Source organism: Kitasatospora sp. NPDC093550, assembly GCF_044764985.1.
GTDB lineage: Bacteria > Actinomycetota > Actinomycetes > Streptomycetales > Streptomycetaceae > Kitasatospora.
The window spans coordinates 141,128-164,565 of record NZ_JBIWJF010000017.1 but is presented as its reverse complement, the minus strand read 5'-3'; the positions used below and the strand labels follow the sequence as shown (position 1 = coordinate 164,565).

General features: G+C 69.3%; 32 protein-coding genes. 2 read left to right on the top strand and 30 right to left on the bottom strand.

From position 1 onward, the window contains the following. Window positions 1-78: 78 nt before the first annotated feature. Complete coding sequence (locus ACIRD3_RS26460) at window positions 79-1,554, bottom strand: NAD(P)H-hydrate dehydratase (RefSeq protein ID WP_402221227.1); 1,476 nt, start codon at window positions 1,552-1,554, stop codon at window positions 79-81. Between the two features lie 179 nt (window positions 1,555-1,733). On the opposite strand from ACIRD3_RS26460, the gene ACIRD3_RS26455 reads away from it, so the two are divergent. Then, window positions 1,734-2,282 carry a Uma2 family endonuclease gene (locus ACIRD3_RS26455; RefSeq protein ID WP_402221270.1) on the top strand — a complete coding sequence of 183 codons (549 nt, stop codon included), beginning with the start codon at window positions 1,734-1,736 and terminating at the stop codon, window positions 2,280-2,282. A gap of 41 nt (window positions 2,283-2,323) precedes the next feature. On the opposite strand, the gene glmS is transcribed toward ACIRD3_RS26455, so the two are convergent. Then, window positions 2,324-4,180 carry a glutamine--fructose-6-phosphate transaminase (isomerizing) gene (gene glmS / locus ACIRD3_RS26450; protein WP_402221226.1) on the bottom strand — a complete coding sequence of 619 codons (1,857 nt, stop codon included), beginning with the start codon at window positions 4,178-4,180 and terminating at the stop codon, window positions 2,324-2,326. Window positions 4,181-4,279: 99 nt separating this feature from the next. On the opposite strand from glmS, the gene coaA reads away from it, so the two are divergent. Further along, window positions 4,280-5,275 (top strand): type I pantothenate kinase, encoded by a 996-nt coding sequence (coaA, locus tag ACIRD3_RS26445; RefSeq protein ID WP_402221225.1) that lies wholly within the window; start codon window positions 4,280-4,282, stop codon window positions 5,273-5,275. 96 nt (window positions 5,276-5,371) lie between these two features. Here the strand turns inward: coaA and glmM are convergent, their stop codons facing one another. From glmM to rplP, 28 genes are all read right to left on the bottom strand, one after another. After that, window positions 5,372-6,736, bottom strand: coding sequence for a phosphoglucosamine mutase (glmM, locus tag ACIRD3_RS26440; protein WP_402221223.1), 1,365 nt, complete (start codon window positions 6,734-6,736; stop codon window positions 5,372-5,374). Window positions 6,737-6,902: 166 nt separating this feature from the next. Beyond that, window positions 6,903-7,406, bottom strand: coding sequence for a 30S ribosomal protein S9 (gene rpsI, locus ACIRD3_RS26435; protein WP_402221221.1), 504 nt, complete (start codon window positions 7,404-7,406; stop codon window positions 6,903-6,905). Between the two features lie 46 nt (window positions 7,407-7,452). Beyond that, window positions 7,453-7,896, bottom strand: coding sequence for a 50S ribosomal protein L13 (rplM, locus tag ACIRD3_RS26430; protein WP_035848207.1), 444 nt, complete (start codon window positions 7,894-7,896; stop codon window positions 7,453-7,455). Between the two features lie 233 nt (window positions 7,897-8,129). Continuing rightward, complete coding sequence (locus ACIRD3_RS26425; RefSeq protein ID WP_402221219.1) at window positions 8,130-9,788, bottom strand: ABC-F family ATP-binding cassette domain-containing protein; 1,659 nt, start codon at window positions 9,786-9,788, stop codon at window positions 8,130-8,132. Between the two features lie 41 nt (window positions 9,789-9,829). Continuing rightward, complete coding sequence (truA, locus tag ACIRD3_RS26420; protein ID WP_402221218.1) at window positions 9,830-10,744, bottom strand: tRNA pseudouridine(38-40) synthase TruA; 915 nt, start codon at window positions 10,742-10,744, stop codon at window positions 9,830-9,832. Window positions 10,745-10,832: 88 nt separating this feature from the next. Next, complete coding sequence (gene rplQ / locus ACIRD3_RS26415; protein WP_402221216.1) at window positions 10,833-11,327, bottom strand: 50S ribosomal protein L17; 495 nt, start codon at window positions 11,325-11,327, stop codon at window positions 10,833-10,835. Window positions 11,328-11,454: 127 nt separating this feature from the next. Then, window positions 11,455-12,477, bottom strand: coding sequence for a DNA-directed RNA polymerase subunit alpha (locus ACIRD3_RS26410; RefSeq protein WP_030055844.1), 1,023 nt, complete (start codon window positions 12,475-12,477; stop codon window positions 11,455-11,457). A gap of 145 nt (window positions 12,478-12,622) precedes the next feature. Next, window positions 12,623-13,030, bottom strand: a complete 408-nt coding sequence (rpsK, locus tag ACIRD3_RS26405) for a 30S ribosomal protein S11 (protein WP_014136257.1) — start codon at window positions 13,028-13,030, stop codon at window positions 12,623-12,625. 72 nt (window positions 13,031-13,102) lie between these two features. Beyond that, window positions 13,103-13,483, bottom strand: a complete 381-nt coding sequence (gene rpsM / locus ACIRD3_RS26400; RefSeq protein ID WP_097237495.1) for a 30S ribosomal protein S13 — start codon at window positions 13,481-13,483, stop codon at window positions 13,103-13,105. 171 nt (window positions 13,484-13,654) lie between these two features. Continuing rightward, complete coding sequence (gene rpmJ / locus ACIRD3_RS26395) at window positions 13,655-13,768, bottom strand: 50S ribosomal protein L36 (RefSeq protein WP_003956441.1); 114 nt, start codon at window positions 13,766-13,768, stop codon at window positions 13,655-13,657. 33 nt (window positions 13,769-13,801) lie between these two features. After that, on the bottom strand, window positions 13,802-14,023 hold the full coding sequence (infA, locus tag ACIRD3_RS26390) for a translation initiation factor IF-1 (RefSeq protein ID WP_003956442.1): 222 nt from the start codon (window positions 14,021-14,023) through the stop codon (window positions 13,802-13,804). Between the two features lie 194 nt (window positions 14,024-14,217). Next, window positions 14,218-14,643: a large conductance mechanosensitive channel protein MscL gene (gene mscL, locus ACIRD3_RS26385; protein ID WP_402221211.1), complete on the bottom strand. Its 426-nt coding sequence runs from the start codon at window positions 14,641-14,643 to the stop codon at window positions 14,218-14,220. Window positions 14,644-14,785: 142 nt separating this feature from the next. Next, complete coding sequence (gene map / locus ACIRD3_RS26380) at window positions 14,786-15,625, bottom strand: type I methionyl aminopeptidase (protein WP_402221208.1); 840 nt, start codon at window positions 15,623-15,625, stop codon at window positions 14,786-14,788. A 116-nt stretch (window positions 15,626-15,741) separates the two neighbouring features. Continuing rightward, a complete protein-coding gene (locus ACIRD3_RS26375) occupies window positions 15,742-16,395 on the bottom strand; it encodes an adenylate kinase (protein ID WP_402221205.1) in 654 nt (217 codons plus the stop codon). Further along, complete coding sequence (gene secY, locus ACIRD3_RS26370; RefSeq protein ID WP_350519915.1) at window positions 16,395-17,705, bottom strand: preprotein translocase subunit SecY; 1,311 nt, start codon at window positions 17,703-17,705, stop codon at window positions 16,395-16,397. Before secY ends, ACIRD3_RS26375 begins: the two co-directional genes overlap by 1 nt. 324 nt (window positions 17,706-18,029) lie before the next feature. Further along, the gene (gene rplO, locus ACIRD3_RS26365; RefSeq protein ID WP_030280790.1) at window positions 18,030-18,482 is read right to left on the bottom strand and encodes a 50S ribosomal protein L15; all 453 of its coding nucleotides are present in this window, start codon (window positions 18,480-18,482) and stop codon (window positions 18,030-18,032) included. A gap of 2 nt (window positions 18,483-18,484) precedes the next feature. Further along, a complete protein-coding gene (gene rpmD, locus ACIRD3_RS26360; protein ID WP_030055835.1) occupies window positions 18,485-18,667 on the bottom strand; it encodes a 50S ribosomal protein L30 in 183 nt (60 codons plus the stop codon). After that, window positions 18,667-19,287 (bottom strand): 30S ribosomal protein S5, encoded by a 621-nt coding sequence (gene rpsE / locus ACIRD3_RS26355; protein WP_402221202.1) that lies wholly within the window; start codon window positions 19,285-19,287, stop codon window positions 18,667-18,669. Before rpsE ends, rpmD begins: the two co-directional genes overlap by 1 nt. A gap of 48 nt (window positions 19,288-19,335) precedes the next feature. Further along, a complete protein-coding gene (gene rplR, locus ACIRD3_RS26350) occupies window positions 19,336-19,719 on the bottom strand; it encodes a 50S ribosomal protein L18 (protein WP_030280785.1) in 384 nt (127 codons plus the stop codon). A 3-nt stretch (window positions 19,720-19,722) separates the two neighbouring features. After that, entirely contained in the window at window positions 19,723-20,262 is a 540-nt protein-coding gene (rplF, locus tag ACIRD3_RS26345; protein WP_402221200.1) for a 50S ribosomal protein L6, read from the bottom strand. A 22-nt stretch (window positions 20,263-20,284) separates the two neighbouring features. After that, window positions 20,285-20,692, bottom strand: a complete 408-nt coding sequence (gene rpsH, locus ACIRD3_RS26340; protein ID WP_402221197.1) for a 30S ribosomal protein S8 — start codon at window positions 20,690-20,692, stop codon at window positions 20,285-20,287. A gap of 264 nt (window positions 20,693-20,956) precedes the next feature. Further along, the gene (locus ACIRD3_RS26335; RefSeq protein ID WP_030055830.1) at window positions 20,957-21,142 is read right to left on the bottom strand and encodes a type Z 30S ribosomal protein S14; all 186 of its coding nucleotides are present in this window, start codon (window positions 21,140-21,142) and stop codon (window positions 20,957-20,959) included. 4 nt (window positions 21,143-21,146) lie between these two features. Next, window positions 21,147-21,716, bottom strand: a complete 570-nt coding sequence (gene rplE, locus ACIRD3_RS26330) for a 50S ribosomal protein L5 (protein WP_402221194.1) — start codon at window positions 21,714-21,716, stop codon at window positions 21,147-21,149. Continuing rightward, window positions 21,716-22,027 carry a 50S ribosomal protein L24 gene (gene rplX, locus ACIRD3_RS26325; protein ID WP_030232484.1) on the bottom strand — a complete coding sequence of 104 codons (312 nt, stop codon included), beginning with the start codon at window positions 22,025-22,027 and terminating at the stop codon, window positions 21,716-21,718. The genes rplE and rplX overlap by 1 nt, the downstream gene beginning before the upstream one ends. Before the next feature lie 15 nt (window positions 22,028-22,042). After that, window positions 22,043-22,414: a 50S ribosomal protein L14 gene (gene rplN / locus ACIRD3_RS26320; protein WP_030232481.1), complete on the bottom strand. Its 372-nt coding sequence runs from the start codon at window positions 22,412-22,414 to the stop codon at window positions 22,043-22,045. A 103-nt stretch (window positions 22,415-22,517) separates the two neighbouring features. Then, window positions 22,518-22,790: a 30S ribosomal protein S17 gene (gene rpsQ, locus ACIRD3_RS26315; RefSeq protein ID WP_097237488.1), complete on the bottom strand. Its 273-nt coding sequence runs from the start codon at window positions 22,788-22,790 to the stop codon at window positions 22,518-22,520. Then, window positions 22,790-23,014 carry a 50S ribosomal protein L29 gene (gene rpmC / locus ACIRD3_RS26310; protein ID WP_030232478.1) on the bottom strand — a complete coding sequence of 75 codons (225 nt, stop codon included), beginning with the start codon at window positions 23,012-23,014 and terminating at the stop codon, window positions 22,790-22,792. The genes rpsQ and rpmC overlap by 1 nt, the downstream gene beginning before the upstream one ends. Further along, window positions 23,014-23,433 carry a 50S ribosomal protein L16 gene (gene rplP, locus ACIRD3_RS26305; protein ID WP_030300385.1) on the bottom strand — a complete coding sequence of 140 codons (420 nt, stop codon included), beginning with the start codon at window positions 23,431-23,433 and terminating at the stop codon, window positions 23,014-23,016. Before rplP ends, rpmC begins: the two co-directional genes overlap by 1 nt. Between the last annotated feature and the right edge of the window lie 5 nt (window positions 23,434-23,438).

Below are 23,438 nucleotides of genomic sequence, written 5' to 3'. Positions count from 1 at the left end.
GGGCCGCGGGCGGTGGTCGGCCGGGCCGCTCGTCGTACCCTCCTCGGACGCCGCGGACGGAGCGCTCGGTTCCGCCGGTCAGTCCTCCCGGACGGCACGCCAGACGGCCGGCAGCGCCTCGGCCACCGCGAGTGCCGTCACCGGCGCGCCGGGCGTGCCGGCCGCCTCGCGGCCCGCCAGTCCGTGCAGGTAGGCGGCCACCGAGGCGGCGTCCAGCGGCGACAGGCCCGCCGCCAGCAGGGCGCCGGCCAGCCCGGCCAGGACGTCGCCGCTGCCCGCCGTGGCCAGCCAGGAGGTGCCGGTCGGGTTCACCCGGACGGCTCCGCCCGGATCGGCGACCACGGTGGTGGAGCCCTTCAGCAGCACGGTCGCGCGGTAGGCGGCCGCCAGTCGGCGGGCGGTGGTCAGCCGGGCCGCGGCCAGGTCGTCGGCGGCCGGCGGCGGGGTGCCCTCGGCGCCCGCGAGCAGCCGGGCGGCCTCGCCGGTGTGCGGGGTGAGCAGGGTCGGCGCGGTACGGCCGGCCAGCGCCTCCGGGCCGAGCCGGCCCAGCTCGGTCAGCCCGTCCGCGTCCACCAGCACCGGGACGTCGCCCGCCAGCGCCTCGGTCAGCGCCTGCCGCGCCCCCTCGCCGCCGCCCGGGCCGACCACCCAGGCCTGCACCCGCCCGGCACCGGCCGGCCCGCCCTCGGTGACCAGCGCCTCCGGGAAGCGCCGCACCACCTCCTCGGCCGCGGTGCCCACGTACCGGACGGCGCCCGCGCCGCCCCGCAGCGCCCCGGCGACCGCCAGCAGCGCCGCCCCCGGGTACCTCGCCGAGCCGGCCGCCACCCCGACCACGCCGCGCCGGTACTTGTCGCTCTCCGCGCCCGGCAGCGGCAGCAGCGCCGCCACGTCCGCGTGCTGCAGGGCCGTCACCTCCGCCTCCGGCGGCTCCAGCCCGATGCCGACCAGCTGCACGGCACCCGCGTACGAGGCCCCCGGGTCGACCAGCAGGCCGGGCTTGTACGTGCCGAAGCAGACCGTGACGTCCGCGCGCAGCGCGGCTCCCGGCACCTCCCCGGTGTCGGCGTCCACCCCGCTGGGCAGGTCCACGGCGACCACCACCCCGCGCCGTTCGGCCCGCGCGTACGGCTGCGCCCCGGGGCGCAGCCCGCCCCGGCCGCCGATGCCGACGATCCCGTCCAGCACCAGGTCCGCGCGCGAGAAGTCGGCCAGGCCGACGTCCTGCTCCGCCGTCACCCGTCCGCCGGACGCCCGCAGCGCGGCCAGCCCGCCCGCGTGCACCCGCTCCGGCGCCAGCAGCACCGCCGTCACCCGGGCCCCGCGCCGGGCCAGCGCGGCCCCGGCGTACAGCGCGTCACCCCCGTTGTCCCCGCTGCCCGCCAGCACCACCACCCGGCTCCCGTACACCCGCCCCCGACGCCGGGTGAGCAGCCGCGCGCAGGTCACGGCCAGCCCCGCGGCCGCACGCTGCATCAGGGTGCCCTCCGGCAGCCGCGCCATCAGCGCGCCCTCGGCGGCCCGGACGGTTTCCACAGGGTGTGCATGACGCATGGGGACTCCTTCGGCAGGCGCGGCTACCGCCGACGCTAGCCCGCGTCACGGCTCCGCGGCAGCCGGGCTTGCGGCACACTTTCGAGTGACAACCACTTCGATCCCCCACCGGTGTCGGTCCGTATGCCTACCTTGTGGTTCGGCGCGGACCCACAGGAGGGAGAAGGGCCATGGTCGCCATGCCGGCAGTCGAGCACCCGCTGGGCGAGGACAGCGTCCTCCAGGCGTTTCTGGAGCTGGACACACCGCTGGGATTCAAGGCTGAACTGATCGAAGGGGAGATCGTCGTGACGCCGCCACCGGACGGGGCACACGAGACTGCGTTCTCGCTGCTCACCCGCCAGTTCATGCGCAAGGCCGAGGCCGAGCTGGACATCTCCGGCAACAAGGGACTGATCACACCGAAGGGGCGGTTCATCCCTGACGGCACGCTGAGCCCGGTCGGCCACTTCGAGCACGCCGATTCGTGGGCCCCCGCGGAAGGGGTCCTGCTGGTATTCGAGATCACCTCGACCAACCCGCACAAGGACCGCGAGCCCAAGCGCAGGGGCTATGCGGCCGCAGGCATCCCCTGCTACCTGCTGCTCGACCGCACGGCGGGCAAGGTCACGCTGTTCACCGACCCCGAGAACGGCGACTACACGGCACACACCCAGACCGACTTCGGCAAACCCATCGACCTGCCCGCCCCGTTCTCCTTCACGCTCGACACGGCGCCCCTGCGGTAGGACGCAGCCACCGCAGGGACGCCGTCGTCGGAAGGTCCCGGCTACTCGACGGTGACCGACTTCGCCAGGTTGCGAGGCTGGTCGACCTCGTGGCCCTTGGCCGTGGCCAGCTCGCAGGCGAAGACCTGCAGCGGGACGGTGGAGACCAGCGGCTGGAGCAGGGTCGGGGTGACCGGGATGCGGATCAGGTGGTCCGCGTACGGCACGACCGCCTCGTCGCCCTCCTCGGCGATCACGATCGTGCGGGCGCCGCGGGCCCGGATCTCCTGGATGTTGGAGACGATCTTGTCGTGCAGGATCGACCGCCCGCGCGGCGAGGGGACGACCACCACGACCGGCAGCCCCTCCTCGATCAGCGCGATCGGGCCGTGCTTGAGCTCGCCCGCCGCGAAGCCCTCGGCGTGCATGTACGCCAGCTCCTTGAGCTTGAGCGCGCCCTCCAGGGCCACCGGGAAGCCGACGTGGCGGCCGAGGAACAGCACCGAGCGGGCGTCGGCCAGCGAGCGGGCCAGCTCGCGCACCGGCTCCATGGTCTCCAGGACCTGCTCGACCTGCTTCGGCGCGTCGCCGAGCTCCTTGATGACGGCGAAGATCTCGTCGCCCCACTTGGTGCCGCGCACCTGGCCCAGGTAGAGGGCGACCAGGTAGCAGGCGACCAGCTGGGTGAGGAACGCCTTGGTGGACGCGACCGCGACCTCCGGACCGGCGTGCGTGTACAGCACCGCGTCCGACTCGCGCGGGATGGTGGAGCCGTTGGTGTTGCAGATCGCCAGCACCTTGGCGCCCTGCTCGCGGGCGTGCCGCAGGGCCATCAGGGTGTCCATGGTCTCGCCGGACTGCGAGATGGCGATGACCAGCGTGCCCGGGCCCATGATCGGGTCGCGGTAGCGGAACTCGGACGCGACCTCGACCTCGCAGGGGATGCGGGTCCAGTGCTCGATCGCGTACTTGGCGATCATGCCGGCGTGGAAGGCGGTGCCGCAGGCGACGATGACGACCTTGTCCACCGAGCGCAGGTCGGCGTCCGAGATGCGCAGCTCGTCGAGGGTCAGCCGGCCGTCGGTGCCGATCCGGCCGAGCAGGGTGTCGGCGACGGCCTTCGGCTGCTCGGCGATCTCCTTGAGCATGAAGTAGTCGTAGCCGCCCTTCTCGGCGGCCGAGGCGTCCCAGTCGACGTGGTACTCGCGCACGTCGGCCGGGGTGCCGTCGAAGTTGGTGACGGTCACGCCCTCGCGGCGCAGCTCGACGACCTGGTCCTGGCCCAGCTCGATCGCCTCGCGGGTGTGCGCGATGAAGGCGGCGACGTCCGAGGCGAGGAAGTTCTCGCCCTCGCCGCGGCCGACGACCAGCGGCGAGTTGCGGCGGGCGCCCACGACGACGTCCGGCGCGTCCGCGTGCACGGCGACGAGGGTGAAGGCGCCCTCCAGCTGACGGCAGACCACCCGCATGGCCTCGGCGAGGTCGCCCTGGTAGGACTCGCCCAGGAGGTGGGCGACGACCTCGGTGTCGGTCTCGGACCGGAGGGTGTGGCCGCGCTCGGCGATCTCGGCGCGCAGCTGGGCGAAGTTCTCGATGATGCCGTTGTGCACCACGGCGACCCGCAGGTCGTCGTCCAGGTGCGGGTGGGCATTGGCGTCCGTCGGGCCGCCGTGGGTGGCCCAGCGGGTGTGGCCGATGCCGGTGGTGCCGCCGGGCAGAGGGTTCTCGGCGAGCGACTTCTCCAGGTTGGCGAGCTTCCCGGCCCGCTTGTCGGTCGACAGGCTCCACTGCCCGTCGGAGTCCTGAACCTGCACCGCGACACCGGCCGAGTCGTAACCCCGGTACTCCAGGCGCTGCAGGCCTGCGATAACTACGTCGAGGGCGGACTGCGCGCCCACGTATCCAACAATTCCGCACATGCGTGCCAGCATAAGGGCGGTTCTGTGGCCGTTTTCCCGCTTCTCGCGAACGCTGCGTGACCGACACCACAACCACCGTGAACGCCGCCACGGCTCACAATGGAGCATGTGCTGACCGAACTCTGTACGCGGGGCGCCGCCACGCCCGGCCCGTCACCGTCCCCCTACGTGGACCTCAGCCGGGCCGAGTGGAGCGCGCTGCGCGAGCGTACGCCGCTGCCGCTGACCGCCGAGGAGGTGGAGCGGCTGCGCGGCCTCGGTACCGCCCTCGACCTGGACGAGGTCCGGGACGTCTACCTGCCGCTGTCCCGGCTGCTGAACCTGTACATCCACGCCACGCACGATCTGCGCGGCGCCCTGGGCACCTTCCTGGACACCCCGGACACCGAGCGCACCCGGACCCCGTTCATCATCGGCGTGGCCGGCTCGGTCGCCGTCGGCAAGTCCACCACCGCGCGCCTGCTGCAGGCGCTGCTCGCCCGCTGGCCGGAGCACCCCCGGGTCGAACTGGTCACCACCGACGGCTTCCTGCTGCCCAACGCCGAGCTGCGCCGCCGCGGCCTGATGGCCCGCAAGGGCTTCCCCGAGTCGTACGACCGCCGGGCGCTGATGCGCTTCGTCGCGGACGTGAAGGCGGGCAAGGAGCGCGTCAGCGCCCCGGTCTACTCGCACCTGGTGTACGACATCGTCCCGGACGAGCGGCTGACCGTGGAGCGCCCGGACATCCTGATCGTCGAGGGCCTGAACGTGCTCCAGCCGGCCCTGCCCGGCACCGACGGCCGCACCCGCCTCGCGGTGGCCGACTACTTCGACTTCTCGATCTACGTCGACGCCCGGACCGACGACATCGAGCACTGGTACCTGGACCGCTTCCGCAAGCTGCGGCAGACCGCCTTCCAGGACCCGAACTCCTACTTCCGCCGCTTCACCGAGGTGCCGGAGGAGGAGGCGATGGAGTACGGCCGACAGGTCTGGCGCACCATCAACAAGCCCAACCTGCTGGAGAACGTGCTGCCGACCCGCGGCCGGGCCACCCTGATCCTGCAGAAGGGCGCGGACCACAAGGTCCGCCGGGCGCTGCTGCGCAAGCTCTGACCGTACGACAGCGGGCCTGCGCCGCAGGCCCCGTGAGCGCCCCACGACACAGGGCCCCCGCCGACACCGGCGGGGGCCCTGCGCGGTTCCGCGGGCTCAGCCCAGGTGGGTGCGCACGGCCTCGGAGAGCCGCTGCGCGACCGCCTCGGCCTGCGCCGGGTCGGCGGCCTCGACCATGACCCGGACGAGCGGCTCGGTGCCCGACGGGCGCAGCAGGACCCGGCCGGTGGAGCCCAGTTCGGCCTCGGCCCCGGCCACCGCGGCGGCCAGCTCGGCGCTGGTCCTCACCCGGGACTTGTCGACGCCCTTGACGTTGATCAGGACCTGCGGCAGCCGGGTCATCACGGCGGCCAGGTCGGCCAGCGGCTGCTTGGTGGCGGCCAGGCGGGCGCCCAGCATCAGGCCGGTCAGGGTGCCGTCGCCGGTGGTGGCGTGGTCCAGCAGGATCACGTGGCCGGACTGCTCGCCGCCCAGCGCGAAGCCGTGCTCCTTCATGGCCTCCAGCACGTAGCGGTCGCCGACGGCCGTCTCCACGAGCTCGACGCCCTCGCGCTCCATCGCCAGCTTGAAGCCGAGGTTGGACATCACGGTGGCCACCGCGGTGTTGCCGCGCAGGGTGCCGGCCTCCTTCATGGCGACCGCGAGGATGGCGATGATCTGGTCGCCGTCCACCTCGTTGCCGTCGGCGTCGGCGGCCAGGCAGCGGTCGGCGTCGCCGTCCAGGGCGATGCCGAAGTCCGCCTTGTGCTCCTTCATCGCGGCGCGCAGCCGGTCCAGGTGGGTGGAGCCGACGCCGTCGTTGATGTTCAGGCCGGTGGGCTCGGCCCCCAGGGTGTGGACGACCTCGGCGCCGGCCCGGGCGAAGGCCTCGGGGGCGACGTAGGCGGCCGCGCCGTGGGCACCGTCGATGACGACCTTGACGCCGTCCAGGCGGTTGGGCAGCACGCCGATCAGGTGGGCGACGTACTTGTCGAAGCCCTCGGTGTACTCGCGGACCCGGCCGACGGCGGCGCCGGTCGGACGGTTCCAGTCCTCCTCGCCCAGCGTGTGCTTGCGGTAGTGGGACTCGATCGCGTCCTCGATCCGGTCGTCCAGCTTGTGGCCGCCGCGGGCGAGGAACTTGATGCCGTTGTCCGGCATGGCGTTGTGACTGGCGGACAGCATCACGCCGAAGTCGGCGCCGAGCGCGCCGGTGAGGTAGGCCACGGCGGGGGTGGGCAGGACGCCGACGCGCAGGACGTCGACCCCGGCGCTGGCCAGACCGGCGATGACGGCGGCCTCCAGGAACTCGCCCGAGGCGCGCGGGTCACGGCCCACCACCGCGACCGGCCGGTGGCCGTCGAAGGCGCCCGCCTCGCCCAGCACGTGTGCCGCCGCGACCGACAGGCCGAGCGCGAGCTCCGCCGTCAGTCCCTCGTTGGCCACGCCGCGTACGCCGTCCGTACCGAAGAGTCGTCCCACTGTCCCGTCCTCCATCACCACTGCTCGGAACCCAACCGATGATCCCGGCCGCCGCACAGTAGCCGGGGAACACGTCGCCCCGGAGTACACGGGGTACTCCGGGGCGACGGTTTCGCGCAATCCAGGGGGTGCGCCGCCAGGGCGGAACGCACCCCCGGGGACGCGATTAGCGCTTGCTGTACTGCGGCGCCTTGCGGGCCTTCTTCAGACCGGCCTTCTTGCGCTCGACGGCGCGGGCGTCACGGGTCAGGAAGCCGGCCTTCTTCAGCGCGCCGCGGTTGTTGTCCACGTCGGCCTCGTTCAGGGCACGGGCGACGCCGAGGCGCAGCGCGTAGGCCTGGCCGGAGACGCCGCCGCCGCTGATGCGGGCGATGACGTCGTAACGGCCGTCCAGCTCCAGGAGCTTGAAGGGCTCGTTCACGGTCTGCTGGTGCACCTTGTTCGGGAAGTAGTCCTCGAGGGTGCGACCGTTGATCTTCCACTGGCCGGTGCCGGGGACGATGCGCACGCGGGCGATCGCCTCCTTGCGACGGCCCAGACCGGCGCCGGGGACGGCCTCGCCGAAGCGGCCGGCCAGCGACTCGGAGGTGTAGCTCTCCTCGGAGGTGTACTCGCCCTCGACGACGGTCTCGTCGAAGTCGACCTCAAGGGTTTCAGTGGTCTCGGCCACGGTGTTCCTCAGCTCTTTTCAGTGATGGGGGGCTTGGTGGCCGGAATTACTGCGCGACCTGGGTGATCTCGAACGGCACCGGCTGCTGGGCAGCGTGCGGGTGCTGGTCGCCCGAGTAGACCTTCAGCTTCGAGAGCATCTGACGGCCCAGGCTGTTCTTGGGGATCATGCCCTTGATGGCCTTCTCGACGGCCTTCTCCGGGTTCTTGTCCAGGAGGTCGTCGTAGCGCACCGAGCGCAGACCGCCCGGGAAGCCCGAGTGGCGGTAGGCCAGCTTCTGGGTCTTCTTGTTGCCGGACAGGTGCACCTTGTCGGCGTTGATGATGATGACGAAGTCACCAGTGTCAACGTGCGGCGCGTAGATCGCCTTGTGCTTGCCCCGGAGGAGGTTGGCGGCCTGGGAGGCCAGGCGGCCGAGCACGACGTCGGTCGCGTCGATGACGTGCCACTGACGCTGGACGTCGCCGGGCTTGGGGCTGTACGTACGCACGGTCGTAGCCTTCGCTTTTCAGTGAGTGGGTCCTGACAGGAGCACCCGGTCGGAAGAGCAGCCTGGCCACCCTTGGACGCAATTCAAGGGAGGACCGCTGGTCGACGACCTGATGTCTCCGGCGTACCGACCTCTCACGTGAGATAGAGCGAGCCAATACGCACATCAAGCGTCCAGGTTACCGGCCAGGCCCGAAGGGGTCAAAAGCGCCCCGGCCCGACCCCCGTCGTCACTCAGCGTTCGCGCTCCACCCGGGTGACGTCCCAGACCGGCTCGGGCGACTCGTACACCCGGCCGTCCGCGCCGAACACCAGGAAACGGTCGAAGGTCCTGGCGAACCAGCGGTCGTGGGTGACGCACAGCACGGTGCCGTCGAAGGCCTCCAGCCCGGCCTGCAGCGCCTCGGCGCTCTCCAGGTCCAGGTTGTCGGTCGGCTCGTCGAGCAACAGGGCCGTCACACCGGAGAGTTCGAGCTTGAGGATCATCAGCCGGGCCTGCTGTCCGCCGGACAGCGACTCGAACTTCTGCTCCTCCTGGCGGTCCAGCTCGTACCGGCGCAGCGCGCCCATCGCGGCGCCGCGGCTGAGCGCGTGCTCCTCCTCGACGATCGAGCGGACCGTCCGGCCGAACAGCTCCGGGTGGGCGTGGGTCTGCCGGAAGTGGCCGGGCACGACCCGGGCGCCGAGCTTCCACTCACCGGTGTGCTCCACCGTGCCGTCGCCCGCCAGCAGCCGCAGCAGGTGCGACTTGCCGGCGCCGTTGGCGCCCAGCACGGCGACCCGCTCGCCGTAGAAGACCTCCAGGTCGAAGGGCTGCATCAGGCCGGTCAGCTCCAGCCGCTCCATGGTGAACGCGCGCACGCCGGTGCGCCCGCCCTTGAGCCGCATGGTGATGCTCTGCTCGCGCGGCGGGGCCTCCGGCGGGCCGGCCTCCTCGAACTTCTTCAGCCGGGTCTGGGCGGCGGAGTAGCGGGAGGCCATCTCGTGGCTGACGGCGGCGGCCTGGCGCAGGGTGACGACCAGCTTCTTGAGCTTGGCGTGCTCCTCGTCCCAGCGGCGGCGCAGCTCCTCGAAGCGCTCGAAGCGGGCCTTGCGGGCCTCGTGGAAGGTGTCGAAGCCGCCGCCGTGCACCCAGACGCTGCTGCCGGCCCCGCCGGACTCGACGCTGATGATCTTGTCGGCCGTCCGGGAGAGCAGCTCGCGGTCGTGCGAGATGAACAGGACGGTCTTCGAGGTGGCCTTGATGGCGTCCTCCAGCCAGCGCTTGGCCGGGACGTCCAGGTAGTTGTCGGGCTCGTCGAGCAGGAGCACCTCCTCCGGGCCGCGCAGCAGCGCCTCCAGCACGAGCCGCTTCTGCTCGCCGCCGGAGAGGGTGTTCAGGCCGCGCCACTGGGCCTTGTCGAACGGCATCCCGAGGGCCGCCATGGTGCAGACGTCCCAGTCGGTCTCGTAGTCGTAGCCGCCGACGTCCGCCCAGTCGGAGAGCGCCTGGGCGTAGGCCATCTGCGTCTTCTCGTCGTCCTGGGCGATCATCGCCAGCTCGGCGGCGTCCACCGCGCGGGCGGCCACCGCGATCCGCTCGGGGGCGACCGAGACCAGCAGGTCGCGCACCGAGGCGTCGGAGGGCAGCGCGCCCGGGGAGGACTGCTGGTCCTCCCGGCCGGTGGTGCCGACGAACTGGCGCATCACGCCGAGTCCGCCGCTGATCGTCACCGAGCCGCCGTGCGGCTGGAGGTCCCCCGCGATCATCCGCAGCAGCGTGGTCTTGCCGGCGCCGTTCGCGCCGACCAGGGCGACCGCGGCGCCCTCGCCGACCCGGAAGGACGCGTCGTCGAACAGCACCCGCCCGTCCGGCAGGTAGTACTCCAGGTGCGAAATCTCGACGTGTCCCATGGGAGGGATTGTCCCAAGCGGACGCGCCGGGCCAAAACCGATTATCCCGTGACCGCCGGCTGCCCCGGGAGGGTGCGCATCCGCCGGGCCGCCCGGTTGCGCTCGGCCAGCTGGTCGTCCGGCGGGTAGCCGACCTCCTCCAGCGTGAGCCCGTACGGCCGGATCACGTTGACGGCCGAGTTGCGCACCCCGCCCGCCAGCACCTCGCCGGGGAACTCCACCGGCCGGTGCCCGTCGCCGACCAGCAGCATCGCGCCGACCAGCGCCCGGACCATGTTGTGGCAGAAGGCGTCGGCCCGGACGGTGGCGACCGCGAGCGAGCCCTCCTGGGCCGCGTAGGAGTCCACCGGGACGCGGTCCCAGTGCAGCTCCAGCAGGGTGCGGATGGTGGTGGCGCCCTCGCGCTTCTTGCAGTACGCGGCGAAGTCGTGCTCGCCGAGCAGCAGCTTCGCGGCGGCGTTCATCCGGTCCAGGTCCAGCGGGCGGTCGTGCCACAGCACGTGGCCGCGCAGCAGCGGGTCCACCCCGCCCGGGTGGTCGGCGACCCGGTAGGCGTACCGGCGCCAGATCGCCGAGAAGCGGGCGTCGAACCCGGCCGGCGCCTCGCCGACCCGGTAGATCCGGACGTCCCCGGGGAGCCGGCCGGCCAGCCGGCGCAGCAGCTTCTCCCGGTGCGCCTCCCACAGCTCGGCGGGCAGGTCGACGTGCGCGACCTGGCCGCGGGCGTGCACCCCGGCGTCGGTGCGGCCGGCCACGGTCAGCGGGAACGACTCCGGGCTGCGGGTGACGATCTGCAGCGCGGTCTCGATCTCCTCCTGGACCGTCCGGCGGCCGCCCTTCTGGCGGGCCCAGCCGGAGAACTCGGCGCCCTGGTAGGCGAGGTCGAGCCGGACCCGGACGTACCCGTCGGCCGGACCGTCCTTCACCGGCGGCTGCTCGGCGCAATCGTTGACCACTGCTTCTCTTCTCCCGGGTCCTCGAAGACAAGGAACGGGCCCGCTCCCCCATCACTGGGAGAGCGGGCCCGCGCAACACCTAGAGGTGTCAGGCCTGCTCGGCGGCCTCGGCCTCGTCGGCCTTGCTGCCCTCGTCGGCCTTGGCGACGGCGGCGGCCTCGTCGGCCTCCTTGACGGCGCGCTTGGTGGCGGCCTCGGCCTCACCCACGGCGGTCTGCGCGACGGTCAGCGCCTCGACCAGCTCGATCACGGCCATCGGGGCGTTGTCGCCACGACGGGGACCGATCTTGGTGATGCGGGTGTAGCCACCCGGGCGGTTCTCGTAGCGCGGCGCGATCTCGGTGAAGAGGGTGTGCAGCACCGACACGTCGGTGATGGTCTTGCGCACCAGGCGACGGTTGTGCAGGTCGCCCTTCTTCGCCTTGGTGATCAGCTTCTCCGCCAGCGGGCGCATCCGACGGGCCTTGGCCTCGGTCGTGGTGATGCGGCCGTACTGGAACAGCTCCCGGCACAGACCGGCGAGCAGCAGCGGCTCGTGGTGCGGGCCGCCGCCGAGGCGGGCACCCTTGGTGGGACGCGGCATGGAATTACTCCTCGAATCTCCGACTGCGGCCGTACCAGGTACCACAGCGGGCGTACGGGCACTGTGCCCGCACGACTTTCACGACAGCGGAGGCGGTTCCGGGGAACCGCCCCCGCGGTCAAGTCTCTCAGTACTGCTCGGTCTCCGCGTAACCCGCGTCGTCCAGGTCGTCGGCGCCGAAGGCGTCGGCGGCGGCGGTCGGGTCGAACCCGGGCGGGCTGTCCTTGAGGGCCAGGCCCATGCCGGCCAGCTTCGCCTTGACCTCGTCGATCGACTTCGCACCGAAGTTGCGGATGTCGAGCAGGTCGGCCTCGGAGCGGGCGACGAGCTCACCCACGGTGTGGATGCCCTCGCGCTTGAGGCAGTTGTAGGAGCGGACGGTGAGCTCCAGCTCCTCGATCGGCAGCGCCAGGTCGGCGGCCAGGGCGGCGTCCGTCGGGGACGGGCCCATGTCGATGCCCTCGGCGTCGATGTTCAGCTCGCGGGCGAGGCCGAACAGCTCCACCAGGGTCTTGCCGGCCGAGGCCATGGCGTCGCGCGGACGCATGGCGGGCTTGGTCTCGACGTCGACGATCAGCTTGTCGAAGTCGGTCCGCTGCTCGACACGGGTGGCCTCGACCTTGTAGGTGACCTTCAGCACGGGGCTGTAGATCGAGTCGACCGGGATGCGGCCGATCTCCTGGCCGGAGGCCTTGTTCTGGACGGCGGAGACGTAGCCGCGACCGCGCTCGACGGTCAGCTCCATCTCCAGCTTGCCCTTGCCGTTCAGGGTGGCGAGGACCAGCTCGGGGTTGTGCACCTCGACACCCGCCGGCGGGGCGATGTCGGCGGCGGTGACGACACCCGGGCCCTGCTTGCGCAGGTACATCACGACCGGCTCGTCGTGCTCCGAGGAGACGACCAGCTGCTTGATGTTGAGGATGAGGTCGGTCACGTCCTCCTTGACGCCCGGCACGGTGGTGAACTCGTGCAGGACGCCGTCGATGCGGATGCTGGTGACAGCGGCACCCGGGATCGACGACAGGAGCGTGCGGCGCAGGGAGTTGCCGAGGGTGTAGCCGAAGCCCGGCTCGAGCGGCTCGATCACGAACCGCGAGCGGAACTCGTCGACGACCTCTTCGGTCAGCGAGGGACGCTGAGCGATAAGCATGGGGGGTAATCCTCCAGTTGTCTTCGGCACCCACTATTTGATGCCGACAGGACCAAGCGTACGGGCTCCCGTCCAAAACGGGAGCCCGTACGAGGTTTACAGCAGAACCCAGCGTGACCGGGTCGCCCCCGAAGGGACGATGGGGTCAGACGCGGCGGCGCTTCGGCGGACGGCAGCCGTTGTGCGGGGTGGGGGTGACGTCCTGGATCGAGCCGACCTCCAGGCCGGTGGCCTGGAGCGAACGGATCGCGGTCTCGCGGCCGGAGCCCGGACCCTTCACGAAGACGTCAACCTTGCGCATGCCGTGCTCCTGCGCGCGACGGGCAGCGGCCTCGGCGGCCATCTGCGCGGCGAACGGGGTGGACTTGCGCGAGCCCTTGAAGCCGACGTGGCCGGCGGAGGCCCAGGAGATCACGTTGCCCGACGGGTCGGTGATCGAAACGATGGTGTTGTTGAACGTGCTCTTGATGTGCGCGTGGCCGTGAGCGACGTTCTTCTTTTCCTTGCGGCGGATCTTCTTCGCGCCGGCAGCCTGACGACCCTTGGGGGGCATAAGTCTGTTCTCCTACTGAGGTGGTCGGTCCGCTGACCCGCGGGCCGGAGGGATGTCCGGTTACGGGACGGACTACTTCTTGCCCGGCTTCTTCTTGCCGGCGATCGCGCGACGCGGGCCCTTGCGGGTACGCGCGTTGGTGTGGGTGCGCTGGCCGCGGACCGGCAGGCCACGGCGGTGACGCAGACCCTCGTAGCAGCCGATCTCGACCTTGCGGCGGATGTCGGCGGCCACCTCACGGCGGAGGTCACCCTCGACCGTGTAGTTGGCGTCGATGTACTGGCTCAGCTTGACCAGGTCTTCCTCGGAGATGTCGCGAACGCGGACATCCGGGTTGACGCCGGTCTCGGCGAGGGTCTGCTGGGCGCGGGTACGGCCGATGCCGTACACGTAGGTGAGGGCGATCTCGATCCGCTTCTCACGGGGGAGATCAACGCCGGCGAGGCGTGCCATTCATGGCTCCTGTGGTTCTTCAGAGGTCTTGCGTGCTACCTACTCCGACACCTCACGGTGAGGGAGCCCCGGCCTCTGACCGGGGGCGGCAGTCCGTACGGAACGGATCGGGTAGCCCGCTCATGACGTTTTCGCGTCGCGCGAAGTACTACGAGAAATGCTGGGGAGAGATCAGCCCTGGCGCTGCTTGTGGCGCAGGTTGTCGCAGATCACCATGACCCGGCCGTGACGGCGGATCACCTTGCACTTGTCGCAGATCTTCTTGACGCTCGGCTTGACCTTCATGTTTCAGGTTCTCCGGGTCTAGATCTGACGTTCTTACTTGTAGCGGTAGACGATCCGGCCGCGCGTGAGGTCGTAGGGGCTGAGCTCCACGACGACCCGGTCGTCCGGCAGGATGCGGATGTAGTGCATGCGCATCTTGCCACTGATGTGCGCGAGGACCTTGTGACCGTTCTGCAGCTCGACCTTGAACATCGCGTTCGGAAGAGACTCGATCACGGTGCCCTCGATCTCAATGGCGCCTTGCTTCTTAGCCATGAACTGCGAGATCCACCTTCCGGGACCGGCTACCGTATGCGGAACGCTCGTGCGAACCTGGGTTCACCCCGCCCCCGAGGGGAAGAGGGCGTGCTGAAGCACGCTACGAGTGAGCCGACGGTCCATCCTACGCCAGCGCGTCCGGTGGACCAAAACGGGGGTACCGGAAAGCGGCACCTGTCACACCGGCCCCGTCAGGCCCCGGTGGACACCACCAGCGGCTCCACGTGCGCGGTGCAGGCCGAGCAGCGGCGGGCGGCCTCGGGGATCTCGGTGAGGCATTCGGGGCACGGACGCTTCGGGGCCTTCGGCTTCTTCGGCAGGTAGCGCTCGGTCGCCTTGGTGATCGGCAGCACCACGCAGAAGTAGAGCACCGCGGCGGTCATGACGAAGGCGATCAGGACGTTGAGGAACTGACCGTAGGGGAAGGTGACCCCGGCGACGTGCGCCTTGTACGAGCTGAAGTCGCCCGCCGCGCCGACCACCACGCCCACCAGCGGGGTGAGGAAGGCCGACACGAAGCCGGTCACGACCGCGGTGAACGCGGCACCGATGACCACACCGACGGCCATGTCGACGACGTTGCCGCGCATCATGAAGTCGCGGAATCCCTTGAGCACGCGCTCTCTCCTGCATCGCTCGTGAACCGGTCAGGCCACAGCGGCCCCCTGTCAGCCGATAAAAATAGGACAAAAGCCCTGGAGGTCCAAACCTCCAGGGCCCTGATCCCTCGTCAGTGACGGCCTCCGGCCGCCCCCGCGACTACGCGAGCGGGTCCGGAGCTGCGGTGATGCCCAGCTTCGCCAGTTCGGCCTTGCCGCCGTCGAAGGCGGTCAGCACCAGCGGACCCTCCTCGGTCACGGCCACGGAGTGCTCCCAGTGCGAGGCCCAGGTGCCGTCGTTGGTGACGACCGTCCAGTCGTCCTCCAGCACGGTCGTGTGCGGGGTGCCGAGCGAGACCATCGGCTCGATCGCCAGCACGGTGCCGGGCACCAGCTTCGGTCCCTTGCCGCGGCCGCGCTCGACGTAGTTCAGCACGTGCGGCTCCATGTGCATCGCGGTGCCGATGCCGTGGCCGCCGTAACCCTCGGTGATGCCCCACTTGCCCTTGGGCGGCAGCGGCTGGCGGCGGATGTAGCCCTCGATCGCCTTGGAGACGTCGACCAGGCGGTTGCTCTTCTTCATCTGGGCGATGCCGGCCCACATCGAGCCCTCGGTCACCCGGCTCAGCATCTCGACCTCGGGGCGGACCTCGCCGACCGCCACGGTGATCGCCGCGTCGCCGTGCCAGCCGTCCAGGATGGCGCCGCAGTCGATCGAGATGAGGTCGCCCTCCTGCAGCACCCGCTCGCCGGGGATGCCGTGCACGACCTCGTTGTTCACCGAGGCGCAGATCACGCCCGGGAACCACAGGCCGCCGTGGTGGGCCCGGAAGTTCGAGGTGGCGCCGTGGTCGGTGATGACCTTGTCCGCGACGTCGTTGAGCTCCTGGGTGGTCACCCCCGGCGCGACCGCCGCGCGGCAGGCCTTGAGGGCCTCGGCGACGACCAGCCCGGCCGCTCGCATCTTCGCGATCTGCTCGGGGGTCTTGATCTCCACCATCTGGTCACGCCTTCCAAGTCCGGATTACCACTGCCTACCACCGTACGACGCCGAAACGGCCGGGCCGCCCGCTGGGCGGGCGACCCGGCCGTACCGTCGTACGTTCGCCGAGAGACTCAGCTGTCCTGCTTCAGCGCCTCGATCGCGCGGGCGGTGACCTCTTCCACCTTGCCGAGGGCCGGGATGGTCACCAGGAGACCCTGCTCCTTGTAGTACCCGATGATCGGCTCGGTCTCCGTGTGGTAGACCTCCAGGCGCGTGCGCACGGCCTCCTCGGTGTCGTCCGAGCGCTGGTACAGCTCGCCGCCGCACTCGTCGCAGACGCCCTCGACCTTCGGCGGGTTGTACGCGACGTGGAACACGTGGCTGCCGTTCTTGCGGCACAGGCGACGGCCGGCGATCCGGCGGACGACCTCGTCCTCGGGGACCTCCAGGTCCAGCACGCCGTCCAGCTTGATGCCCTGCTCGGCGAGGAACTCGTCCAGCGCCTCGGCCTGGCCGAGGTTGCGGGGGAAGCCGTCGAGCAGGAAGCCGTCGGCGGCGTCCTCCTGGAGCATGCGGTCCTTGGCCATCCCGATGGTGACCTCGTCCGGTACCAGACGGCCCGCGTCCATGTAGCCCTTGGCCTCGAGCCCCAGCGGGGTGCCCTGGCCGATGTTGGCACGGAAGAGGTCGCCGGTGGAGATGTGGGGAATGGACAGGGTCTTGGCGAGCAGGTGCGCCTGAGTACCCTTCCCGGCCCCGGGAGGACCAACGAGGACGATACGCATCAGCGGAGGAACCCTTCGTAATTGCGCTGCTGGAGCTGGCTCTCGATCTGCTTCACAGTTTCGAGTCCGACGCCGACGACGATGAGAACGCTGGTGCCGCCGAACGGGAAGTTGGTCTGCTGTCCGAAGGCGACCAGGGCGATCATCGGGATCAACGCGATCAGGCCCAGGTAGAGCGAACCCGGCCACGTGATTCGGGTCAGCACGTAGTTCAGGTACTCGGCCGTCGGCCGGCCGGCCCGGATGCCCGGGATGAAGCCACCATACTTCTTCATATTGTCGGCAACTTCTTCGGGGTTGAAGGAGATGGCGACGTAGAAGAACGCGAAGAAGACGATCAGCAGGAAGTAGGTGGCCATGTAGATCGGGTGGTCACCCTTGACGAAGTTCGTCCGGATCCACGTGGCCCAGCCCGCCTGGCTGTTGGTCAGCTGGACCACCAGGGCGGGGATGTACAGCAGCGACGAGGCGAAGATGACCGGGATGACACCCGCCTGGTTCACCTTGAGCGGGATGTAGGTCGAGGTGCCGCCGAACGCCCGGCGGCCGATCATCCGCTTCGCGTACTGCACCGGGATCCGGCGCTGGGCCTGCTCGACGAAGATGACCAGCATCACGACGACGATGCCGACCGCGACCACGGAGAGGAACTCGACCCAGCCGTCGCCGATGGTGCCGGACTGCTTGATCGCCCACATCGAGGACGGGAACTGCGCCGCGATCGAGGTGAAGATCAGCAGCGACATGCCGTTGCCGATGCCGCGGTCGGTGATCAGCTCGCCCAGCCACATGATGACCGTGGTGCCGGCCGTCATGGTGAGGACCATCACCGCGATCCGGAACACACCGGTGTCCGGCACGATCTGGTTGGCCAGCGGGCAGCCGGAGAACAGCGCACCGCTGGAGGCCGTCGCCACGATGCCGGTGCCCTGGAGCACGGCGAGCGCGATGGTCAGGTAGCGGGTGTACTGGGTGATCTTGGCCTGGCCGGCCTGGCCCTCCTTCTTCAGCATCTCCAGTCGCGGAATCACGACCGTGAGGAGCTGGAGGATGATGCTCGCCGTGATGTACGGCATGATCCCGAGGGCGAAGATCGTCAACTGGAGGAGCGCGCCACCGCTGAACAGGTTGACGAGCCCGAAGAGGCCGCTGTTCTTGGTCTCCTTCACGCACTCGTTCACGGCCGTGAAGCTCACGCCCGGAATCGGAATGTGCGAGCCCAGCCGGAACAGCACCATGATGCCCAGCGTGAACAGCAGCTTCTTGCGCAGGTCGGGCGTCTGGAACGCCCGCGCGAACGCACTGAGCACGGTGCCTCCTGCGCCTCCCGCGCGTCGTCGGCGGGAGGGTCGGTCCTGAATTGGGGAGTTTGCGGTTCGGGCCCCCGTACAGACGGCACAGGCGAGCCTACGCGCAGCCTACAAGGGAACTCCACGGACTCTAACAGTGCGCGGCCACTCCGAAGAAGCGCGCACGGTCGCTCCCCCACTCACGGGGTACGGGATGCCCGGTTTTGCCACACAAAAGAACGAGGGCCGTTCCGGCCTTTTTTCCGTCCGTGGCCGAACCGGACAAGGCGCGAGCCCCGCACCTCCCGGGGGAGGTGCGGGGCTCGAAGCCGGGTGTCAGCGGGCTCAGACGAGCTCGGTGACCGTACCGCCGGCGGCCTTGATCTTCTCGGCGGCCGAGCCGGAGACGGCGTCCACCGTCACCTGCAGGGCGACCGAGACCTCGCCGGTGCCGAGCACCTTGACGAGGGAGTTCTTGCGAACCGCGCCCTTCGCGACCAGGTCCTCGACCGTGACCTCGCCACCCTGCGGGTAGAGCTCGGCCAGCTTGTCGAGGTTGACGACCTGGAACGTGATCTTGAACGGGTTCTTGAAGCCCTTCAGCTTCGGCAGACGCATGTGGAGCGGCATCTGGCCACCCTCGAAGCGCTGCGGAACCTGGTAGCGGGCCTTGGTGCCCTTGGTACCACGACCAGCGGTCTTACCCTTGGAGCCCTCACCACGACCCACGCGGATCTTGTCGGTCTTGGCACCCGGGGCGGGACGCAGGTTGTGGATCTTGATCGGGTTGTCGCCCATGATCAGTCCACCTCCTCAACCGTCACCAGGTGACGGACCGTGTGGGCCATCCCGCGGATCTCGGGACGGTCCTCCTTCACCACGACGTCGTGCATGCGCTTCAGGCCGAGCGAACGCAGGGTGTCACGGTGGTTCTGCTTGCTGCCGATGTACGACTTGGTCTGCGTGATCTTCAGGCGAGCCATCAGGCGCTCACCCCAGCAGCACGCGCCCGCAGCAGAGCGGCGGGGGCCACGTCCTCCAGCGGCAGGCCACGACGGGCGGCGATCTCCTCGGGGCGGACGAGGCCCTTCAGAGCAGCCACGGTGGCGTGCACGATGTTGATCGCGTTGTCCGAGCCGAGCGACTTCGACAGGATGTCGTGGATGCCGGCGCACTCCAGGACGGCACGCACCGGACCACCGGCGATAACACCGGTACCGGGGGCGGCGGGCTTCAGCAGCACCACGCCGGCGGCCTTCTCACCCTGAACCGGGTGAGGGATGGTGCCCTGGATACGGGGGACGCGGAAGAAGTTCTTCTTGGCCTCCTCAACGCCCTTGGCGATGGCGGCCGGAACCTCCTTCGCCTTGCCGTAACCGACACCCACGGTGCCCTCGCCATCGCCCACCACGACGAGCGCGGTGAAGCTGAAGCGACGGCCACCCTTGACAACCTTGGCGACACGGTTGATCGCGACGACGCGCTCGACGTAAGCGGTCTTCTCGACGGCCGGGGCGTTGCCCTGACCATCACGCTTACGGTCGCGCCGCTCGCCACCCGTGCCGCGACCGGCGCCGCCTTCGCGGCGCTGGGGTCCAGCCATTGGAATTACCTCTCTCGTTTACGTCCGTCGACAGAGTCGACGAGCGGCTTAGAAGTCGAGCCCGGCCTCGCGAGCCGCGTCCGCCAGGGCGGCGATGCGGCCGGCGTACCGGTTGCCCGCGCGGTCGAAGACGACCGACTCGATGCCGGCGGCCTTGGCGCGCTCGGCGACCAGGCTCCCGACCTTCTTGGCCAGCTCGGTCTTGTCGCCCTCGGCGCCCTTGATGGACACGTCGAGGGTGGACGCCGACGCCAGGGTGTGACCCTTGGCGTCGTCGATGACCTGGGCGACCATGTGACGGTTCGAGCGCGTCACGACGAGGCGCGGACGCACCTCGGTGCCGACGACGCGCTTGCGAACGCGGATCGCGCGGCGCTTGCGAGCGGCGCTCTTGTAGGCGTTGCCCTTGCCGATCTTGACAGAGACACTCATCGCTTACTTACCACTCTTTCCGACCTTGCGGCGGATGACCTCGCCCGCGTACTTGACGCCCTTGGCCTTGTACGGGTCGGGCTTGCGCAGCTTGCGGATGTTCGCGGCGACCTCGCCGACCTTCTGCTTGTCGATGCCGTCCACGTGGAACTTGGTGGGGGACTCGACGACGAAGGAAATACCCTCGGGCGCGGTGACCAGGATCGGGTGGCTGTAACCGAGCGAGAACTCCATGTCGGAGCCCTTCGCGTTCACACGGTAACCAACACCGCTGATCTCCAGCGACTTGCGGTAGCCCGCGGTCACGCCGGTGATCATGTTCGCCACCAGCGTGCGGGTCAGGCCGTGGAGGGCCTTCGAGCGACGCTCGTCGTTGGGGCGGGTGACGAGCACGGTGCCGTCCTCGCCCTTGCCGATCTCGATCGGCTCGGCGACGACGTGGGTGAGGGAGCCCTTCGGGCCCTTCACCGAGACCGCCTGGCCATCGATGGTGACGTCCACGCCAGCGGGGACCTGGATGGGCAGCCGTCCAATGCGCGACATTGCTGTACCTCCGTTTCCCGAATTACCAGACGTAGGCGAGAACTTCTCCGCCTACGCCCTTCTTGGCGGCCTGCTTGTCGGTCAGGAGGCCGGACGACGTGGAGATGATCGCCACGCCCAGGCCGCCGAGAACCTTCGGCAGGTTGGTGGACTTTGCGTAAACGCGCAGACCCGGCTTGCTGATGCGCTTGATGCCGGCGATGGAGCGCTCACGGTTGGGGCCGAACTTGAGCTCGATGGTCAGCTTCTTGCCGACCTCGCCCTCGACGGGCTCCTCAACCTTGTAGGAGGAGATGTAACCCTCCTGCTGCAGGATCTCGGCGACGTGCGCCTTGATCTTGCTCGACGGCATCGCGACAGAGTCGTGGTACGCCGAGTTCGCGTTACGCAGACGCGTGAGCATGTCTGCGATGGGGTCGGTCATGGTCATGATGGCCTCAGGCCTCTCTCGCCGTGGTTTCTCCGCGCCAGGTCCCCCTTCCGCACTCTCGCGAGTTCGTCAGGGGCACAAGCGCAGGGGACCTGCGACGTAGTAAGACTGGGTGCGAGCCCTTCAAGAGGGCCACGGACGTCCATGGGGAAGCCGTGGCAGGGGGCCCGACCCCACTACCTTACGGGAATCCGTACGGCAGCCCAAAAACGGGCCGTGTGGGATCGGGCACCTCTGCGTCGCTGCGTACCTAAAGCTCCGGGACTACCAGGAGCTCTTGGTCACGCCCGGCAGCTCGCCGCGGTGCGCCATCTCACGGAGGCAGACACGGCACAGGCCGAACTTGCGGTACACCGAGTGCGGACGGCCGCAGCGCTGGCACCGGGTGTAGGCCCGGACGCCGAACTTCGGCTTGCGCTCGGACTTCGCGATGAGGGACTTCTTCGCCATTGGCTCACGCCTCCTTGAACGGGAAGCCCAGAGCGCGCAGGAGCGCCCGGCCCTCGTCGTCGGTCTGAGCGGTGGTCACGACGGTGATGTCCATACCGCGCTGACGGTCGACCTTGTCCTGGTCGATCTCGTGGAACATAACCTGCTCGGTCAGACCGAACGTGTAGTTGCCACGGCCGTCGAACTGCTTCGGGGAGAGACCACGGAAGTCACGGATACGCGGCAGGGCCAGCGACACCAGACGGTCCAGGAACTCCCACATGCGGTCACCGCGGAGGGTGACGTGGGTGCCGATCGGCTGACCCTCGCGCAGCTTGAACTGCGCGATGGACTTGCGGGCCTTGGTGACGGCCGGCTTCTGACCGGTGATCGCGGTCAGGTCCTTGATGGCACCCTCGATCAGCTTGCTGTCACGGGCAGCCTCGCCGACACCCATGTTGACCACGACCTTGACCAGGCCGGGGATCAGCATGACGTTCTCGTACGAGAACTGCTCCTGCAGCTGACCCTTGATCTCGGAGCGGTAGCGCTCCTTGAGACGGGGGGTCACCTTCTCAACAGTCGTCTCAGACATCAGATGTCCTCACCGGTTCGCTTGGCAACGCGGATCTTGTTGCCCTCGTCGTCGAAGCGGTAGCCAACGCGGGTGACGACCTTCTTGCCGTCCTTCTCCACGACCAGCTGGACGTTGGAGACGTGAACCGGGGCCTCGACGGTGACGATGCCACCCTGGGTGCCCGGACCCGGCTTGGTGTGCTTCTTGACCCGGTTCACACCCTCGACCAGGACCTTGTTCTCAGCCGGCATGGCCTGGATGACCTTGCCCTGCTTGCCCTTGTCCTTGCCGGTGATGACCTGAACCAGGTCACCCTTCTTGATCTTCATGCTGTTCGCCATGGGTTAGAGCACCTCCGGCGCCAGCGAGATGATCTTCATGAACTTCTTGTCGCGCAGCTCGCGGCCGACCGGGCCGAAGATGCGGGTGCCACGGGGGTCACCCTCGGTGTTCTTCAGCACGACAGCGGCGTTCTCGTCGAAGCGGATGTACGAGCCATCCGGACGACGACGCTCCTTGACGGTGCGGACGACGACGCACTTGACGACGTCACCCTTCTTCACCGAACCACCGGGGATCGCGTCCTTGACGGTCGCGACGATGACGTCCCCGATACCGGCGTAGCGGCGACCGGAGCCACCGAGAACACGGATGCAAAGGATCTCCTTGGCACCAGTGTTGTCGGCGACACGCAGTCGCGACTCCTGCTGGATCACAGCTTTCTCCTGATCGTCAACGAGAGTCGACGGGCCGGCCGCTGCTCACACCGGCGCCCCCGGGGGGACCCGCTGCACATACGGCCGTACCTCATCGGCTTCGTTACTTGGCCTTCTCGAGGATCTCGACGACGCGCCAGCGCTTGGACGCGGACAGCGGGCGGGTCTCCGCGAGGAGGACCCGGTCGCCGATGCCGCAAGCGTTCTGCTCGTCGTGCGCCTTCAGCTTGTTCGTACGGCGGATGACCTTGCCGTACAGAGCGTGCTTGACGCGGTCCTCGACGGCGACGACGACGGTCTTGTCCATCTTGTCGCTGACGACGAGACCCTCACGGGTCTTGCGGAAACCGCGCGTCTCGTTGGTGTTCTCAGTCATCAGGCGTTCTCCACCGTCTCGATGCCCAGCTCGCGCTCGCGCATCAGGGTGTAGATCCGCGCGATGTCCTTGCGGACGAGCTTGAGCCGTCCGTGGTTGTCGAGCTGCCCGGTCGCCGCCTGGAAGCGGAGGTTGAACAGCTCCTCCTTGGCCTCGCGCAGCTTGGCAACGAGACCCTCGTTGTCCAGCGAGCGAAGCTCAGCAGCCTTGGTAGCGGCCGACATCAGCTCTCACCGTCCTCGCGCCGGACGATCCGGCACTTCATCGGCAGCTTGTGCGCGGCGCGGGTGAGCGCCTCGCGAGCAACCTTCTCGTTCGGGTACGACAGCTCGAACATGACCCGACCCGGGTGCACGTTCGCGATCCACCACTCCGGCGAACCCTTACCGGAACCCATGCGGGTCTCGGCCGGCTTCTTGGTGAGCGGGCGGTCCGGGTAGATGTTGATCCAGACCTTGCCGCCACGACGGATGTGACGGGTGATCGCGATACGAGCGGACTCGATCTGACGGTTCGTCACGTAGGCCGGGGTCACGGCCTGGATGCCGAACTGGCCGAACGCCAGCTCGGTGCCACCCTTGGAGGCGCCACGGCGCTTGGGGTGGTGCTGCTTGCGGTGCTTGACCCGACGGGGGATCAGCATTGCGG